The 14,512-nt window shown below is 66.4% G+C and carries 14 protein-coding genes; 8 read left to right on the forward strand and 6 right to left on the reverse strand.

All coding sequences use genetic code 11. The features are described from left to right. Positions 1-40 precede the first annotated feature (40 nt). From F5X71_RS19705 to F5X71_RS19730, 6 genes are all read left to right on the forward strand, one after another. On the forward strand, positions 41-1,723 hold the full coding sequence (locus F5X71_RS19705; protein ID WP_203218188.1) for an ABC transporter ATP-binding protein: 1,683 nt from the start codon (positions 41-43) through the stop codon (positions 1,721-1,723). Then, the gene (locus tag F5X71_RS19710; protein WP_167463371.1) at positions 1,720-3,357 is read left to right on the forward strand and encodes an ATP-binding cassette domain-containing protein; all 1,638 of its coding nucleotides are present in this window, start codon (positions 1,720-1,722) and stop codon (positions 3,355-3,357) included. The genes F5X71_RS19705 and F5X71_RS19710 overlap by 4 nt, the downstream gene beginning before the upstream one ends. A gap of 64 nt (positions 3,358-3,421) precedes the next feature. After that, positions 3,422-3,721, forward strand: coding sequence for a hypothetical protein (locus F5X71_RS19715; protein ID WP_167463372.1), 300 nt, complete (start codon positions 3,422-3,424; stop codon positions 3,719-3,721). A gap of 208 nt (positions 3,722-3,929) precedes the next feature. Beyond that, positions 3,930-5,111, forward strand: a complete 1,182-nt coding sequence (locus tag F5X71_RS19720; protein ID WP_167463373.1) for a hypothetical protein — start codon at positions 3,930-3,932, stop codon at positions 5,109-5,111. 176 nt (positions 5,112-5,287) lie between these two features. Beyond that, positions 5,288-5,926, forward strand: a complete 639-nt coding sequence (locus F5X71_RS19725) for a phytanoyl-CoA dioxygenase family protein (protein WP_167463374.1) — start codon at positions 5,288-5,290, stop codon at positions 5,924-5,926. Between the two features lie 333 nt (positions 5,927-6,259). Further along, complete coding sequence (locus tag F5X71_RS19730) at positions 6,260-6,991, forward strand: cyclase (RefSeq protein WP_167463375.1); 732 nt, start codon at positions 6,260-6,262, stop codon at positions 6,989-6,991. A gap of 55 nt (positions 6,992-7,046) precedes the next feature. On the opposite strand, the gene F5X71_RS19735 is transcribed toward F5X71_RS19730, so the two are convergent. Beyond that, a complete protein-coding gene (locus F5X71_RS19735; protein WP_275106806.1) occupies positions 7,047-7,391 on the reverse strand; it encodes an FCD domain-containing protein in 345 nt (114 codons plus the stop codon). A gap of 196 nt (positions 7,392-7,587) precedes the next feature. On the opposite strand from F5X71_RS19735, the gene F5X71_RS19740 reads away from it, so the two are divergent. Next, on the forward strand, positions 7,588-8,517 hold the full coding sequence (locus F5X71_RS19740; RefSeq protein WP_167463376.1) for an MBL fold metallo-hydrolase: 930 nt from the start codon (positions 7,588-7,590) through the stop codon (positions 8,515-8,517). Between the two features lie 127 nt (positions 8,518-8,644). Here F5X71_RS19740 and F5X71_RS19745 read toward each other — a convergent pair whose 3' ends face one another. Continuing rightward, positions 8,645-9,448, reverse strand: a complete 804-nt coding sequence (locus tag F5X71_RS19745; protein ID WP_167463377.1) for an LLM class flavin-dependent oxidoreductase — start codon at positions 9,446-9,448, stop codon at positions 8,645-8,647. 220 nt (positions 9,449-9,668) lie between these two features. On the opposite strand from F5X71_RS19745, the gene F5X71_RS19750 reads away from it, so the two are divergent. Next, positions 9,669-10,436 carry a hypothetical protein gene (locus tag F5X71_RS19750; protein WP_167463378.1) on the forward strand — a complete coding sequence of 256 codons (768 nt, stop codon included), beginning with the start codon at positions 9,669-9,671 and terminating at the stop codon, positions 10,434-10,436. Positions 10,437-10,442: 6 nt separating this feature from the next. On the opposite strand, the gene F5X71_RS19755 is transcribed toward F5X71_RS19750, so the two are convergent. The 4 genes from F5X71_RS19755 to F5X71_RS19770 all read right to left on the reverse strand — a co-directional run bounded on the left by F5X71_RS19755 (position 10,443) and on the right by F5X71_RS19770 (position 14,465). Next, positions 10,443-11,414 (reverse strand): alpha/beta fold hydrolase, encoded by a 972-nt coding sequence (locus F5X71_RS19755; RefSeq protein WP_167463379.1) that lies wholly within the window; start codon positions 11,412-11,414, stop codon positions 10,443-10,445. 212 nt (positions 11,415-11,626) lie between these two features. Continuing rightward, positions 11,627-11,956 carry a hypothetical protein gene (locus F5X71_RS19760; RefSeq protein ID WP_238815336.1) on the reverse strand — a complete coding sequence of 110 codons (330 nt, stop codon included), beginning with the start codon at positions 11,954-11,956 and terminating at the stop codon, positions 11,627-11,629. Positions 11,957-12,126: 170 nt separating this feature from the next. Beyond that, entirely contained in the window at positions 12,127-13,131 is a 1,005-nt protein-coding gene (locus F5X71_RS19765; RefSeq protein WP_167463380.1) for an alpha/beta hydrolase, read from the reverse strand. Between the two features lie 449 nt (positions 13,132-13,580). Further along, positions 13,581-14,465, reverse strand: a complete 885-nt coding sequence (locus F5X71_RS19770; protein WP_167463381.1) for a helix-turn-helix domain-containing protein — start codon at positions 14,463-14,465, stop codon at positions 13,581-13,583. Between the last annotated feature and the right edge of the window lie 47 nt (positions 14,466-14,512).

Below are 14,512 nucleotides of genomic sequence, written 5' to 3' on the forward strand. Positions count from 1 at the left end.
CTGAACGTTGGTTTCGTTGTCTGGTCGGGCGGGGACTCGCTTGCTCGCGCGCGAATTCGCGCCATTGAAGTGGGCGGCGGGCGCCGCGCTCGCAGTCCTGCTCGTCAGTGTCGTCGCGACACTGATCGGCCCGCTCGTCGTCAAGCGGTTCGTGGATCAAGCCATCGCGGGCAGCGGCCAGGGCACTCTCGTCGAGATCGCACTGCTCTATCTGGCGATCGCGCTGGTGGGCGGTACCACCCGGGTGGCGGCCAGCTATCTCGGCGTACGGTTCGCCTGGCGCGCGGCAGACAGCCTGCGCGAAAAGTTGTTGCGGCGCTTCACGATCGATACGCCCGTGTTGGAGGTCGAGCGGACACCGGTCGGCGCGGCGCTGGAGCGGATCGAGGGCGCCGCGGACGTGGTCGGACGATCCATCGCCGACGCGGGCCTGCGCCTGATCGGCAACATCGCGATCACCGCGGGCGCACTGTTCGTGCTGTTCCTCCAGGTTCCTGCTGCCGGGCTCGGCATCGCGGTCCTCGTCGTCCTCGTCTGCGCGGTACTGGGCCGCCTCGCCCGAATCGCCGTGGCCCGTTGGGAACTCGCGCGCGATCAGCAGGCCGAACTGTTCGGCTTCGTCGGCGACACCGTCGCCGCACGCGCCGACCTGCAGTCCCTCGGCCGCGGGCACTGGGCCACCGGCCGCGTCGCGCACGACCTCGATCGCCTCTATCGCACCGAGGGCCGCGCCTACATCGGTGGCCGTGCGTTCTGGCCGGTGACCCAGCTGTTCGTCGCGCTGGCCTTCGGCCTCGGTTTCGGGTTCGGGTTGCACCAGCTCGGCCACGGCGGCATCACCGTCGGCACGCTCACCGTGATCTACCTCTACGTCGACCTCATGCAGAAGCCGATGGAGGAAATGTCCTCGCAGGCCGGGCAGTTGCAGGAAATGTTCGCCGTGACCGCCATCGCCGCACGCACGCTCGACCAGCCGCGTACCGAGGGCACCGCGGCGAACGCGCGCAAGCCGTTGCCCGCCGGACCGCTCGCCGTCCGATTCGACGAGGTGAGCTTCGGCTACGGCGCGCAGACCGTGCTCACCGACGTCTCGTTCGAGGTGCCCGCCGCGGGCAGCCTCGGCATCGTGGGCCGCACGGGCGCGGGCAAGAGCACCGTCGTCAATCTGCTGTGCGGCCTGGCCGTCCCGCAGTCGGGTCGCGTCACCATCGGCGGCGTCGACGTGCACGACATCGATCCGGCCGACTTCGCCCGCCGCGTGACCGTCATGAGTCAGCGCGCGCACGTCTTCGCCGCGACGGTGCGCGAGAATGTGACACTGTTCGATCCCGAGATCGACGCCGCCCAGATCTGGCAGGTTCTCGAACGGCTGCGCGCGGCCGAATGGGTCCGCGCGCTACCCAAGGGTCTCGACACCCGCATCGGCGCGGGCGGGCGGGCACTGTCGGCGGGCGAACTCCAGCTCATCGCCGGAGCACGCGCGTTGATCCGGCCTTACAGCCTGCTGATCGTCGACGAAGGCACCTCCCGGCTGGACCCGGACACCGAACGGCACTGGGCCGAACTCATCGACGAGGTCCGCCGCGACCGGACCGTCGTGCTGGTCGAGCATCGCAAGCTCGCGCTCGCGACCGTGGACGCGGTGCTGACCATGGACCACGGACGGGTGGTCTCGATGGTCGAGGGCGCCGCAGTGGCCGAAACGGGCGGGACACAGCGATGACCGCGACAGACTCCACCCTCGCCATCGTTCTCGCGCGCGGCACCGGCCGCATCAAGGGTCTCTACGCCGGCGCGATGACCGCGTGGACAACGATTTACGCGCTGCCGCTCGTCATCGGCGCGCTGGTGGCCCGGCTGCTCGACCGCGCGGGCTCCGAAACCGTCGACGCGCGAACCTGGTGGCTGCTGGCCGCCATCGTCGCCGCGATGGCGTTGCGGGCCCTGGTGCTGTTCATCGGCCTGCAACTGACCTTCAAGCTGATCTTCCGGACCAGCGCGTGGCTCAAGATCGTCGTGCTCGGCAAGCTGCTCGACGCGCCGTCGCCCACTGCGCGCGGCCTCGGCGACGGGGAAACGCTCAACCGGCTGCGCGACGACACCGACGAGATCGGCGGCCTGCTCGAGTGGACCACCGACCTGATCTATCGTTCGGTGCTGACAGTGCTGGCGATCGCGATGCTCGCGGTCACCGATGTCGTGATGACCTTGCCGCTGCTGTTGCTGCTCGGCGGACTCCTGGCCTCGGTGGCGCTCAAGAAGCGGGTGGCCGAGTACCAGGTGCAGACCAGGCAGCGTCAGGGCCGCATCGGCGCCACGATCGCCGACACCATCACCGGCATTCGCGACCTGCGCCTGTCCGGCACGGTGGAACAGCGGATGCGCCTGTTACAGAACAGCTTCGACGATCGTCGTCACTATCAGCTGCGCCAGCAGGTCTTCACCGATCTGCTCTCGGACCTGTTCCGGAATCTGGTCACCTTCGGCACCGCGATCGTATTGCTGAGCATGACCTTCCAGATCCGCTCCGGCGGGTTCGAGGTCGGCAAGCTGGCGCTGTTCATCACGTACTCGGGGTGGCTCGGCCAGCAGATGTATTTCTTCGGCAAGATTCTGGCCCGCTACCAGCGCGGCAAGGTTTCCCTGAGCCGCCTCGACGAACTCGGCGTCGCGGACCGGCAAGCATCGGACCCCGCTGAAGCCCTGCCGCCGCTGCACGAGTTGCGCTGGCGCACAAGCTCATCGGCCGCGATGGTCGCGCTGGACTTCTCGGTGCGACCGGGCCAACTCCTCGTGCTCACCGGCGAGGTCGGCTCCGGCAAGAGCACGCTGGTCCGGGAGATCGCGGCGCTGCAGCCCCCGGTGTCGGGCACCCTGAGCTGGAACGGCGTCGATGTCACCGGCGACGGCGCGCGACTGCGGCCGCCACGGATCGCCTACGCCGGTCAGTTCCCGAAGTTCCTGCGCGGCACGATCGCCGACAATCTCGCGCTCGGGACGACCGTCGCGCCGGATCGCATCGACGAGGTGCTCGCGGCCGTGCACCTGCGCCCCGGCTCGGCCGAACTGCCGCAGGGCGCGCACACCCGGCTCGATTCCGGCGACGCGAGCCAACTCTCCGGCGGGCAACGTCAGCGCCTGGCCCTGGCCAGGATGCTGTTGCAGCCCGCCGACCTCTACCTCATCGACGACTGCGACTCCTCGATCGACCCCGCCACCGTTCGCGCGCTCTGGGCGAACATGCCGCGGCGCGACACCGCGGCATGGATCGTGGTGTCGCACAACCCCGATGTGATCGCGGCCGCCGACAAGGTCATATACCTGGAACGCACGTCATCCGCCGCCGACGCGTCGTGAAGTCCGCGGTTTCCGCCGCCGCGCCCCGTCGCACCCGGGACCGGTGCCGCGTAGACCTTCGCGCATGCTGCACGATGACGGCGTGAACGCTCCCGCCCCCGGACCCATCTTCGATGTCGTCGCCGTGTTGAACGGCGTCGTCGATCTACGGTCCTACCCACGGAAATATCTCGTTTTGAGTTCGCCCCAAACCGGCGGCTTCGTATTCGGCGCGGACGGTTATCAACGTGCGATCTTCGAGCCGGTCGTGCACCTCGTCAACGGCATCGAATTCCTCGAATCGCAGGGCTGGGAGCTCGTCAGCGTGCTCGAGCGCAACATCCAAAACGTCTACTACACCATCGCTTTCATGCGTCGCACCTGAAGTCGGCGCACCGCGCCACGACGCCGCTACCACCGACGTTCGCCCCCACCGACACCACTCGCCCACCATTTCTGGAATGCGATCGGGTCGCTTATGAACCGGCGTCGGCTGTGAGAACGACGGCGCCACAGGCGGATCGGCACGTAGACTCGAGGCAGGGTCGCGGAGTCTATAGCTGGATTCTGCCCTTTCAGAGGTTGGTTACGGTATGTCCGATACGCCACACAAGAGAATTGTGGTCATCGCCGATCCCGGTGAAACTCCCGCCGGCGCACGGGGCATCCTGAACTTCCAGCTACCCTCGCCCTACATGCGGAACCCGCCGCCGTCGAGATACTGTTTCTGGAAAGACATCCGGCTCGCGGCCGAGGACTCCCCGGACTCACTCCCCGACCCGGAGATCTACACGGTGACGACCTTTCCGACGTCCACCGAGTTGTACTCCGGCACCAAGCTGTTCGTCATCAGCTGGGACTCGGCCAATGGCGACCCGCTCTACAAGTCCGATGCCACCCTGACCTACCTGCGCACGCAGGCGCGAGTTCATGTGGGCGAGTTGATGAAAGAACAGGCGATAGTCTTCATCGAATCGCAGACCGCGCAGTCACGTCCCGTACAGGAGTCCTACGACGCCGTGCTCGGCGCCGGTGAACTGCGCGTGGTCACCGACTGGCCGAGCCGGGCCACCGCACACGGGACGAGAGCACGCCGGGCGCGGGCGCGCAAGAACCATCCGATCCTGCGCGGCCTCGCCGACCCGCTCGATCCGGAACCGAACCTGTGCAAGGAACGGCCGCACGAGATATTCCTCAATGTCCCTGATGAATTCATACCGAAGACCCCCGGCGGCCAAGCCAAGCCCGGTATACGCTACGGCCCGCGCCGTGGCATTTCCACCTCCATTTGGTTCGGTTGGTTCACCTGGTGGGGATCGGACTGGATACCGCTGCTCTATAACGACGGTCCCGACAGCGACCGCGGCCCGGTGCTGTTGGCGAAGGTGCGCGGCAAGGGCCTGATTCTCGCGTCGACGATGTGGATTTCGGCCTCGCAGATCAAACTCGCCTCCCGCATCGCCGAAACCGCACTCTCGGACGCGTTGATGGACGAGGTCCGCACGCACCACCGGCACGCGAAGATTCGGCGCCGCCTGGTGGACATCCTCGTCGGCCTGGGCTTCCTCAGCGCACTGGTGCTCGCGCTGATGGGTTTGATCGCACTGGCGCGCAGTCACGATCAAGAGTGGATCCTCTCGGTCACCGGAATCGGCATGGTCGGATTGACGGTGGCGGCGTGGCAGTTCTTCGTGCAGAAGATCTGGTATCGACCGTTCGGTATCCCCTTCTACGCGGCGTGGCTCCGGTCGCGCGGGACGGGGCGACCCGGCTGATTCCCACGCCCGTGATGCCCTGACGAGCACCCGAAAACACCCGCGATCCGGACATGGCGACTCACCTCTGGGATCGGACCGACGGGCGTATCGCGTCGAGTACACTCCCTCCCGCTGGCCGTCATCCGACGCACATCCAGCATTGGTCGCTTTCGGGCAATGGAAGGGTATGGGCGTTGTCGGAGCGTGCCTGGCGAGACCTGGAATACGACCTCCAGAAGTACCCCTTCGACCAGATCGTGCGCACGCACCTGGGCGTCGAAAGATTGGAGGACCTACACCGCCACCACGTGGTCCCGCGGCTGACGACCGAGAACGAGCAATCCACCGAGTTGCATCGGCTGATGTATACGATCGGCCAGGACTTCTATGACGTCTACACCCGATTCGTGGCCGAGTGGGTTCAGCCGTTGTTCGGCGCAGAGGTCGTATTTCAGGAACGACCCAACTTTCGCTTCCAGACGCCCGGCAATGTCGCGGTCGCCCGGTGGCATCGGGACAGCGACGCCGGGCATCACCGCCGGGAGACGAACATCTGGGTTCCGTTGACGGCCGTCAACGAGTGCAATTGCGTCTGGCTGGAATCGAGAAGCGGTTCCGAAGAATTCCAGCCCGCGGTGGTGTCGGTCGGCTCCGCGCTGATCTTCAACGCCTGCGAGCTCAAACACGGCAACGTACGCAATACCTCCGGCCAGACCCGAGTCAGTTTCGAATTCCGGGTCATCCTGGCCGCGGAATACCAAGACAGCGAAAAGGTTTCGGTCAACCTCGGCAGGCGATTCGCGCTCGGCGAATACTTTCGCCGTCTGCCGTAACCCCTCGGCTGCGCACGGGCGGGCAACATCGGTGCGATCGCGCTCGAATTGCGTTGGGGCGTAGCTGATCACCACACCAGCCAGGGATCATGCACCGCGGGGCGTAGGCGTCGAGCGACGATGGACGGCGCGAGCAGCCCTGTCAAGAGGCCGTGCTCGCGCGGATCGAATCCCCAGTCAGATCCCCAGACGGTCCGCTTCTACTCGGCTGTGCATCCTGCACATAATCGGTGTATCAATCAGAAGCATTCGCATTTCGGATGAGCGTCTGCCTTGCACGACCGGCTCATTGCGGTCGGCCGCGCACTCGAAAAAGATTCGCGAGGAAAGACCATGAAAACACGAACGGCCAATTTCGTTCGCATATCCACGATCTCGGCTCTCGCCTCCCTGGCACTTGCGCCCGCCGCGCTCCTGGCCGGGCCTGCCGCGGCCGACCCGGTGACGGTCAATTTCAAGTGTCAGGCCAAACCGCCGCTCAGCGCGCCGCAGGAATCCACGATGACCATGCAGGTCAACGGCACGGCACCGGCCACAGCGGCACCCGGCGCCGCGGTGGGCATCAATATCGTTGCCGGACAAGGCCAGATCCCTGCGGAGCAGGGTGGATACAAGATCAATTATGTCCGTGATCTGAAGCTGGTCGCGCCGTTCCCGACCAATTCCACCTACGTGTCCTCATCCCTGTCCGGCGGCACCGTCAACGCCACGATCGACACCAGCGGCGGCAAGGCGGCGATCAAGGTGACCGACCGGCTGGCCGGCGGCTCGACCTTCACCCTGCCCGCGCTCACCGTGAACGTGACGGCGGGCAATTCCGGCTCGATCACGACCACCCTGGCGGGCACCAGCTACACCGACCCCGGCTTGACCATGGTGGTGAACGCACAGGCCGGACCCTTCGCGGTGAACGTTCCGGTGTCGTGCTACCCGGACCCCGCGCCGATCTTCACCACGACCGTCATCGGATCCGGCCGCACGACGCCGGCACCGCAGCAAATCGCGCCCGGCTCGCCCGGTGTCTTCACACTGCTGCCCGAACTCGGCCTGGGCAGAGATCAGTAACAGCCACAGAAATCCCCTGCACCGCAGGGGATTTCGTCTGTCCGGCCACGGCGGATCAGGCCGGACCACCCACCGTCGCACCGCGGCCCACCGGACTGCGCAAGCCGGTCGCGGTCAGGGTGAGATGGTGCACCAGAATCTCGGCGGCGGCCTCGCCGTCGCGAGCCAGCGCGGCCTCCTCCAGACGGCGATGCTCCTCGACGCCGTCGCGGTCGGGGTTGCGGTGTGCCGACCAGCGCCGGGGCAATTCACTCGCGGTCCACATCCGATCGAAGGTCTCCAGCAGCACGGCGTTGCCGCAGCCCGCCAGCAGCGTCCGATGAAACAGACGATGTGCCTCGGCCCACGCCGCGGTGTAGTTCGTGCGATCGGCGGGCGAATAGGGCGGCGTCCGAGCCAGGCGGTGGTGGGCGGCAGATGGGCGTAGACCTGTTCGGAGAGCATCACCTTCCCTCTTCTAGGAGAAACGCAATGAGCAGCAACGATCCCCGCACCGAGGACTGGTCGCCCCTTCGATTGCGCACCTACCAGCGGCGCCCCCTCCGCCACCCGGACCCGACCGCCACCACCGAGACGATCGGCTGAAAGGGCGCGTCATGAGCACCGAACAGTGGCAGATCGGCAAGATCTCGATCACGAAAATCGAAGAGTCCCAAGGCTGGACGCCGATGGACTTCCTGCTCGACGTCTTCCCGACGCTGACCCGGGCCGACATCGAGGGCATCGACTGGTTGCGTCCGACCTACTTCGACGGCGACAAGCTCAACGGGATGATCCACTCCCTGCTTGTGGAAACCCCCTCCCACAAGATCGTGGTCGACACCGGGATCGGCAACGGGAAAAAGCGCATCGCGCACGCCTTCGATAATCTCGACACCGACTTCCTGACGCGATTCGAACAGGTGTGGCGGCGCGACGAGGTCGACGGTGTGCTCGCGACCCACCTGCACATCGATCATGTCGGCTGGAACACGATGCGCGAGAACGACCGCTGGCAGCCGACGTTCCCCAACGCCGAGTACTTCTTCGTGCGCGAGGAGTACGAACACTGGGCGGCCTTCGCCCAGGACCCGCGTGCCTGCGAGGCGTACTCGGAGTTCGGCTACAGCATGGTCGACGGCGCCGCCGTTTTCGCGGATTCCCTCGCGCCCATCGCGGACGCGGGCCTGATCACCTGGGTCGAGCCAGGCCAGACCATCGTGCCGGGTGTCTCGCTGCTCAGCACGGCGGGTCACACACCGGGTCATGTCTCTGTCCTCATCGAGGACGGTGGCGAAAGTGCCGTCATCACCGGCGATTTGATGCATTGCCAGTTCCAGGTCGCCCATCCCGAGTGGTCGGTGGCGATGGACACCGACAGCGCGGCGGCCGCGCGCACCAGACGGGGGTTCATCGAGCGGTTCGCCGACACGCGGACCCTGGTGCTCGGCACGCACTTCGGCACGCCCACCGGTGGTCGCATCGTCCGCGACGGCGCCACCTTCCGACTGATTCCCGAGTACGGTCGGATCCCACAGCACCACTGAGGTTTTGACACCATTGTGCGCGTTCACGTTGTGTGACTGAGGAATAGCGGCCGGTTTCGGCTCGGATAGACAGGTCGGGCCCGATGCCACATCGGGCCCGACTTCGATGGCGCCCGTGTGTAATCCCTCAGCGTCCGGCAAGTTCGGCGACGACCGGCGCGAACCGTTCGGCGAAGTCGGCGCCGAAGATGAAGTAGGAAAAGCCGTTCTCCTCGCGGCGACGCTGGATTTCCTCGATGGCGGCGGCCGGGTCGTCCGGGAGCACGGTCAGCGCGTCCACCGCGCGCAGTGCGGCGGGGTCGGTGGTCGGGGGCGCCATGTGGGGCGCGACGGCATCACCGATGACCGGAACCGCGAGCGCCAGTTCCACGTCGCCACGGGCGCGGACGTCACGCGCCAGCCGCTCGATCTCGGCGCGGGGTTGCGGTCCCAACGCGAAGGTCACCGTGTCGGCGATCTCGGCCGCCAGCGCCCTGGCCTTCGGGCCCAGTACCGCCATCCCGACCGGGGTGTGCAGGTCGGGGCCGTCGAGCTCGCGCAAGGCCCGTACGGTGTCCCGGATCTGGTCCAGTCGCTCGGTGGGCGGCACGACGGGCAGCCCCTTCGCACGGAGTTCGTCCTCGATGCCCGGTCTGCCGGTGCCGATACCCATCTCGAAGCGGCCCTCGGTCAGCAGCGACAGCGAGTGCGCCTCCCATGCGGTCAGCCAGGCCGGGCGAAACGGGGAGGCATACACCCAGGTGCCCACCCGCAGGTCGGTCAGGGCCGCGACGGTGGCGAGCATCGGCGCGGGGGCCGGTTGGGTCTGCGGAAAGTCGGCGACCAACAGTGTCGAATAGCCGCAGTCGGCGATCCGGCGCGCACGGTCGCGCCACTGCGGCACCTCGGTCAGGAGCGGGGCGACGACCCCGAATCGGAACGGCTTGGTCATGCCTGGATTTCCTCTCTGGTCGTCGAGATCAGATCCTCGATCACATCCCTGATACAGCCATACCGACGATCGAGCCGCTGGGAAATCATCGGTGCGCCCGGCATCGGTATCCCGTGTCGGTCGTATTAGGGTTCGATGATGTGAGGCAGGCCGGTACATCACACGAGCTGTCGTCGACTCCCCTGCGCGCGGTGACGTGCCAGGTCCGCGACGGTGGCCGATGCATTTCCTGGTAGTTGTCGTCGGCGCCGACGTGGAACGGCAATTGTCGCTCTACGGCGAGCGAACCCGGCTTTCGCCGTACCGCCGCCACGTATCCGCGGCCGAGCTCGAGGTCGACCGGCGGGTGCTGCGCGAGCATCCGGTCGACGGGCTCGACCCAGACGACATCCCCGCGGTATTACGGTGGGGAGCAGGCGATCTCATGGCGGAGGAGGGCGTTGGGCAGGATGAGCATGGTTGGTACTACTGGGATACCGAGAATTGGAAGGCCCGGTGGGACTACTGGACGCTCGGCGGTCGCTGGGCGCAGTACCTGACCGTCCGCGCGGGCGGCGCCGCGGTACGCCCCGACTTCTGGTGCCGCACAGGCGAACCGGACCCGCACCGCGCCGAATACTGGGAAACCGCCAGCGCCGGCACATCCCTGCACACCGCGCAAACGCGCAAACGCGATATCGACTTCGACGCGATGCGGCGCCATGCGCACGAAAGCGCGGCCCGACAGTGGGACGAATACCGAGCCGGACACCACGATCCCCTGCTCGACACCTACATCGGCGGCTTCACCCGTGCGCAGTATCTGGCCCGCAATACCTGGCACCCGGCCGTTCTCGTCATCGATGGCCTCTGGTATGAACGCGGTGACCGGGGTCTACGCGCGGACGTCAGCGACGAACGAGCCGCGGAGTGGACCGCGTTCGTCAGCGATCAGTTCGCCCGGTTGCCCGAGCACACACTGATCAGCTGCGTCGATTGCCACACCTGACGCCGATCACTCGGTACCGCGGATGACGCGGGTCGCGTCCTCGAGGATCTGGGCGCCGTTGCCGCCGGTCATGGCATTGAAGTGGTTGCCGTGCAACGTGTGCAGCTCCAAGCGCGGGGTGCGTTCGGCGAGGCCGTCGATCAGGATCGGGGTCTCCAGGAAGTCGTCGTCCATCTGAAAGACCTGCAGGACAGGAACATCCACGTAGTCAAAGGTGGGCTGGGTTAGGTGCGGCCAGTTCGCCTGGCGATACCGTTGCAGCCCGTCGACATCGTCACGCGGGTCGGTGGGCGGCACGGGGGTGGACGGATCGGTCATGGCCCGCGCGACGATGCCCAGCAGCGCCACGGGGATACCGGTGCGCACGGCCAACTCCGGCAACTCCGGGACCTGGATGCCCGCAAGGTAGGTCAGCGCGGCCATCTGCTGGGCCCACTGCCCGACGAGTTGCGGCTTCTCCCGCGGCACGCGGCGTAATGCGTTGCCCGCCAGATCGAGTGCGGGAAAGCCCACCGAGGAGATGGAGGCGATCCGGCCCGGGTGGTCGTTCGCGCTCTGACTCGCGATGAACGCGGGCCAGCCCTCGCCGACCACGTGCACCGGCCGACTGGGGGCGACCCGCTCGACGACGGCGTCGAAGTCGGCCACCAGATTCTCCATCGAATAGGCGTTCGGCCCCGTCGGGTGATCGGTGGCGCCCGCACCGCGCATATCCCAGCGGATCACGTGCATACCACGCTCGGCGAGCGCTTCGGCCAGCGGCGCGACAAGGGTGGAGTCACCCGGCCAGCCGCCGGTCGTCAGCACCACCGGGCCGTCGGCGGGCCCGTACTCGAAATACCCGACCCGTACGCCGTCATTGCTGACGAAACCCGGCTTCCCGATCGCGAATTCGGTGGCGGGTGCGGCGAAAGCCATTGTGGCGCAGCCGGTGCTGGCGACGACCGCCGCGGCGAGCATCGTGGCGAACATGCGCATCGACTCGACTCCTCTCGATCGGTCTCCGGGACACCGCGTTTCGTCGGGAGCGGGTACACCCACCCGTCGGCGGCAGCCCAGCTAATGCGGAGATGTCACCTCCATATCTTCAAGCTAGCCCTAGGGTAGCGAGTTCGCGCTGTGATGCCGCTCTCACGCGCCTTAGCGAACCACCACGGGTCGGACACCGCAGCGCCCGGCCCGCGGATCGATCAGGACGGATTGATCCAGGAACCGATCGGGGTCGGCGGCAGCGCGCGAACGACGGCCATCAGCGGTGGACACCAGAAGGCCGAGGACATGCAGACGAACGCGCCGGTCTTGTCGTAATTCCAGGCGTCACCGTGCCAGGACCAGGTCAGGCCGTCTTCCGATGGACTCAGTGGGCACTGTTCCGGCGCTTTGCCGCCACACCCGTCGACACCCCATGGACCGACCGGATAGGCCGCGGCGGTCGGCGTCAGACTCGCTCCCCCGGCCATCGACACCACGGGGACGGAAATGCCCGCCACGGCGGCGAGCAGCATTGCGGCACGTTTCATCAGAACTCCTCGGTCGGTCTCCATTCGAGTGATCAGCGATCACAACGCACTCATCGTCTACACAGAGTGCGATGTTAGCAATCCTGCGGCTACCGGATTGCGCTGGAGTTCCTCCCGCGATTCAGGCCGACCCAGCCGGTGCGCGACAACCCCAGGGACGTCGCACTCGGTCAGCCGATATTGGCCGACAACGCCGGAATCATCTGTTTCGTCTCCTGCTGCCAGGTGTTCCATGCGTGGATGCCGAAGGCGGGGAACGAATAGGTGACGTTGTCGGCGCCGAGGGAGGCCATGCGCACCTGGAAGGAGCGGGTGTTGACCAGCGCCATCGCCTCGAGCGCCATGCCGTAGAGCGTGGGCATGCTGGGACGGTCATCGGCCGTGGGTCGCCCGCTGCCCGCCGACACCCAGATGGGCGTGCGGTTGGCGATCAGAGTGGGCGCGAATACGAACGGATCCATCCGCAGCCACTGCGAACCCCACGGCGGGGCCATGGAATCGACGTTGTAGCCGCCCGCATCGAGCATCGCCAGCCGGATTCCCTCCCGCATGCCCGGCGCGGAGATGTTCAGGTAACCGGAAAACGCCCCAGCGAAACTGAATTGATCGGGGTAGTACGCGGCAAGCGCCAGTGCCGCACTCGCGCCCATCGACAGTCCGAACACGCCGTTGCGATTCGGGTTGAAGCCCAAACGATCCCGCAGGGCCCACCGCAGATCGCGAGATAGGAAGCTCTCCCAGTCGTAGCGATAGCTCTTGCCAGGACCGGCCCCCAGCGAGTCGGTCACGCCGGAACCGGTGCTCGCCGAACCGGTGCCGGCCGGGATGCCGAAGAACTCGCTCGGCGCGTTCCAGTTCGCATAGAAGCTGGACTGGCCGCCGACGGGCATGACCACATTGATGTTCCAATTCGCCAGGGTCTCGGCGATGTCCGTCTCGATCTCCCAGCCGCTGATGTCCTCCCGTGCCCGCATACCGTCGAGCACGTAGACGACCCGATTCGTATTCCCGTCGGCGGCACGCAGCACCCGGGTCTTGATCGGCCCCATCACCGGTGAGTCGACCCAGAAGTCGAACGCCGCCGGATTGAACGCCGCCGAGGCCCTACCCGGCCATCCGGCCGTGGCGACCAGCATGGTCAGCAGCGAAACAACCACCAGCACAACACTGTTCATCTTCGGTACTGATCGTCGTGCCGAATTCGGCTGAGCAGGAACCCTTCGCAACAAGATCGAACCCTTCGTTCGGTGACGGTCGCTGAGACCGCCGGGCACACAGACAATCCGGTCCCCGAGCCGGACGAACGCGAGCGCCACGTTGCACTCGCAGGCCTATCGGCGAAGCAGAAAGATATGTTGCCGAAAACTAGCCAAGACTTCTGTAACCTCAGTCACATATAGCCACGCTTATACTTCCGGCCATACTCGTTAGACATAACCCGCTCTAGAACGTTGTCGACGTGTATATATTCGCACGTGTCCATGTGCGGCCACACCACCGGCGAAGTCCAACCACCGGATCAGCCGAGTTGCTCCAGCGTTGCCGGATTCGCACCGCCACCGCACTTCGCCCCGGCAGGTCGGCATACCACCGTTGTTCAGCCGTGCGCGCAGTGCGCGCACATTCAGAGGGCGGCGGCCGCGGCGGTCAGTAGCTCTCTCGACCGCTCGGGCGATTCGGCTTGGACCGACAGGCGGTCCATCACGCCGCGATAGAGCTGGACCTCGTCGCTGCCGTCGAGATAGAGGGCGGTGGACAGTTGTTCGAGGTAGACGATGTCGGGGATGTCACGTTCGGCGAAGCGCAGCATCGTGAAGGAACCGCCCGCCGCGGCGTTGCCGCCGGACCCGTACGACAGCACTTGGATCGTCACACCGGGTTTGGCCGACATAGTCACCAGATGCTCGATCTGCGCGCGTTGCACGTCGACACCGCCAACCGGGCGGCGCAGCACCGCCTCGTCCAAGACCGCCCACAGCACCGGCCCGCCCTGCGCGTCGAGGACCTCCTGACGTTTGGTCCGCAGCTCGACCCGTCGCGTCGCGTCGCCGTCGGCGTGCCCTTCTGAAACCACCGCCGCGGCATAGTCCTCGGTCTGCAGCAGGCCCGGAACCAATTGGCCCTCAAAGGTTCTGATCGTACAGGCCGCGCCTTCCAGCCCGACGTAGGTCTCGAACCACTGAGGCAGCAGGTCGCTGTAGCGCTGCCACCACCCCGGCTCGTTGGCCTTGAGCGCGAGGTCGACGAACATCGCCCGCTGTTCGGTGTCGGCGACCCCGTACAGGTCGAGCAGGTCGACGATGTCACGTTCCTTGAACCCGTGGCGGCCCAACTCGAGTCGGCTGATCTTGGCGTAGGAACCACGAATGTGATCACCCGCCACCTGCGGCGTGATGCCGCACGCTTCGCGCAGTCGGCGCAACTGGCCGCCGACCGCGATCCGCAACGCCGTCGGACCCCGTTCTGCGACAGCGGGATCGATCGCAATCCGTTGCGGTGGTGCGGTCATGCGCTTCGACTCCGTTGTTGGAAGGGCATTCGGCGACGCGGCCCGGC

This window comes from Nocardia brasiliensis, from assembly GCF_011801125.1.
GTDB lineage: Bacteria > Actinomycetota > Actinomycetes > Mycobacteriales > Mycobacteriaceae > Nocardia > Nocardia brasiliensis_C.

Coding starts and splice junctions, on each gene's coding strand:
- F5X71_RS19710 (WP_167463371.1), top strand. CDS start 1,720: ATGACCGCGACAGACTCCACCCTCGCCATCGTTCTCGCGCGCGGCACC.
- F5X71_RS19715 (WP_167463372.1), top strand. CDS start 3,422: ATGCTGCACGATGACGGCGTGAACGCTCCCGCCCCCGGACCCATCTTC.
- F5X71_RS19720 (WP_167463373.1), top strand. CDS start 3,930: ATGTCCGATACGCCACACAAGAGAATTGTGGTCATCGCCGATCCCGGT.
- F5X71_RS19730 (WP_167463375.1), top strand. CDS start 6,260: ATGAAAACACGAACGGCCAATTTCGTTCGCATATCCACGATCTCGGCT.
- F5X71_RS19740 (WP_167463376.1), top strand. CDS start 7,588: ATGAGCACCGAACAGTGGCAGATCGGCAAGATCTCGATCACGAAAATC.
- F5X71_RS19745 (WP_167463377.1), bottom strand. CDS start 9,448: ATGACCAAGCCGTTCCGATTCGGGGTCGTCGCCCCGCTCCTGACCGAG.
- F5X71_RS19750 (WP_167463378.1), top strand. CDS start 9,669: ATGCATTTCCTGGTAGTTGTCGTCGGCGCCGACGTGGAACGGCAATTG.
- F5X71_RS19755 (WP_167463379.1), bottom strand. CDS start 11,414: ATGCGCATGTTCGCCACGATGCTCGCCGCGGCGGTCGTCGCCAGCACC.
- F5X71_RS19760 (WP_238815336.1), bottom strand. CDS start 11,956: ATGAAACGTGCCGCAATGCTGCTCGCCGCCGTGGCGGGCATTTCCGTC.
- F5X71_RS19765 (WP_167463380.1), bottom strand. CDS start 13,131: ATGAACAGTGTTGTGCTGGTGGTTGTTTCGCTGCTGACCATGCTGGTC.
- F5X71_RS19770 (WP_167463381.1), bottom strand. CDS start 14,465: ATGACCGCACCACCGCAACGGATTGCGATCGATCCCGCTGTCGCAGAA.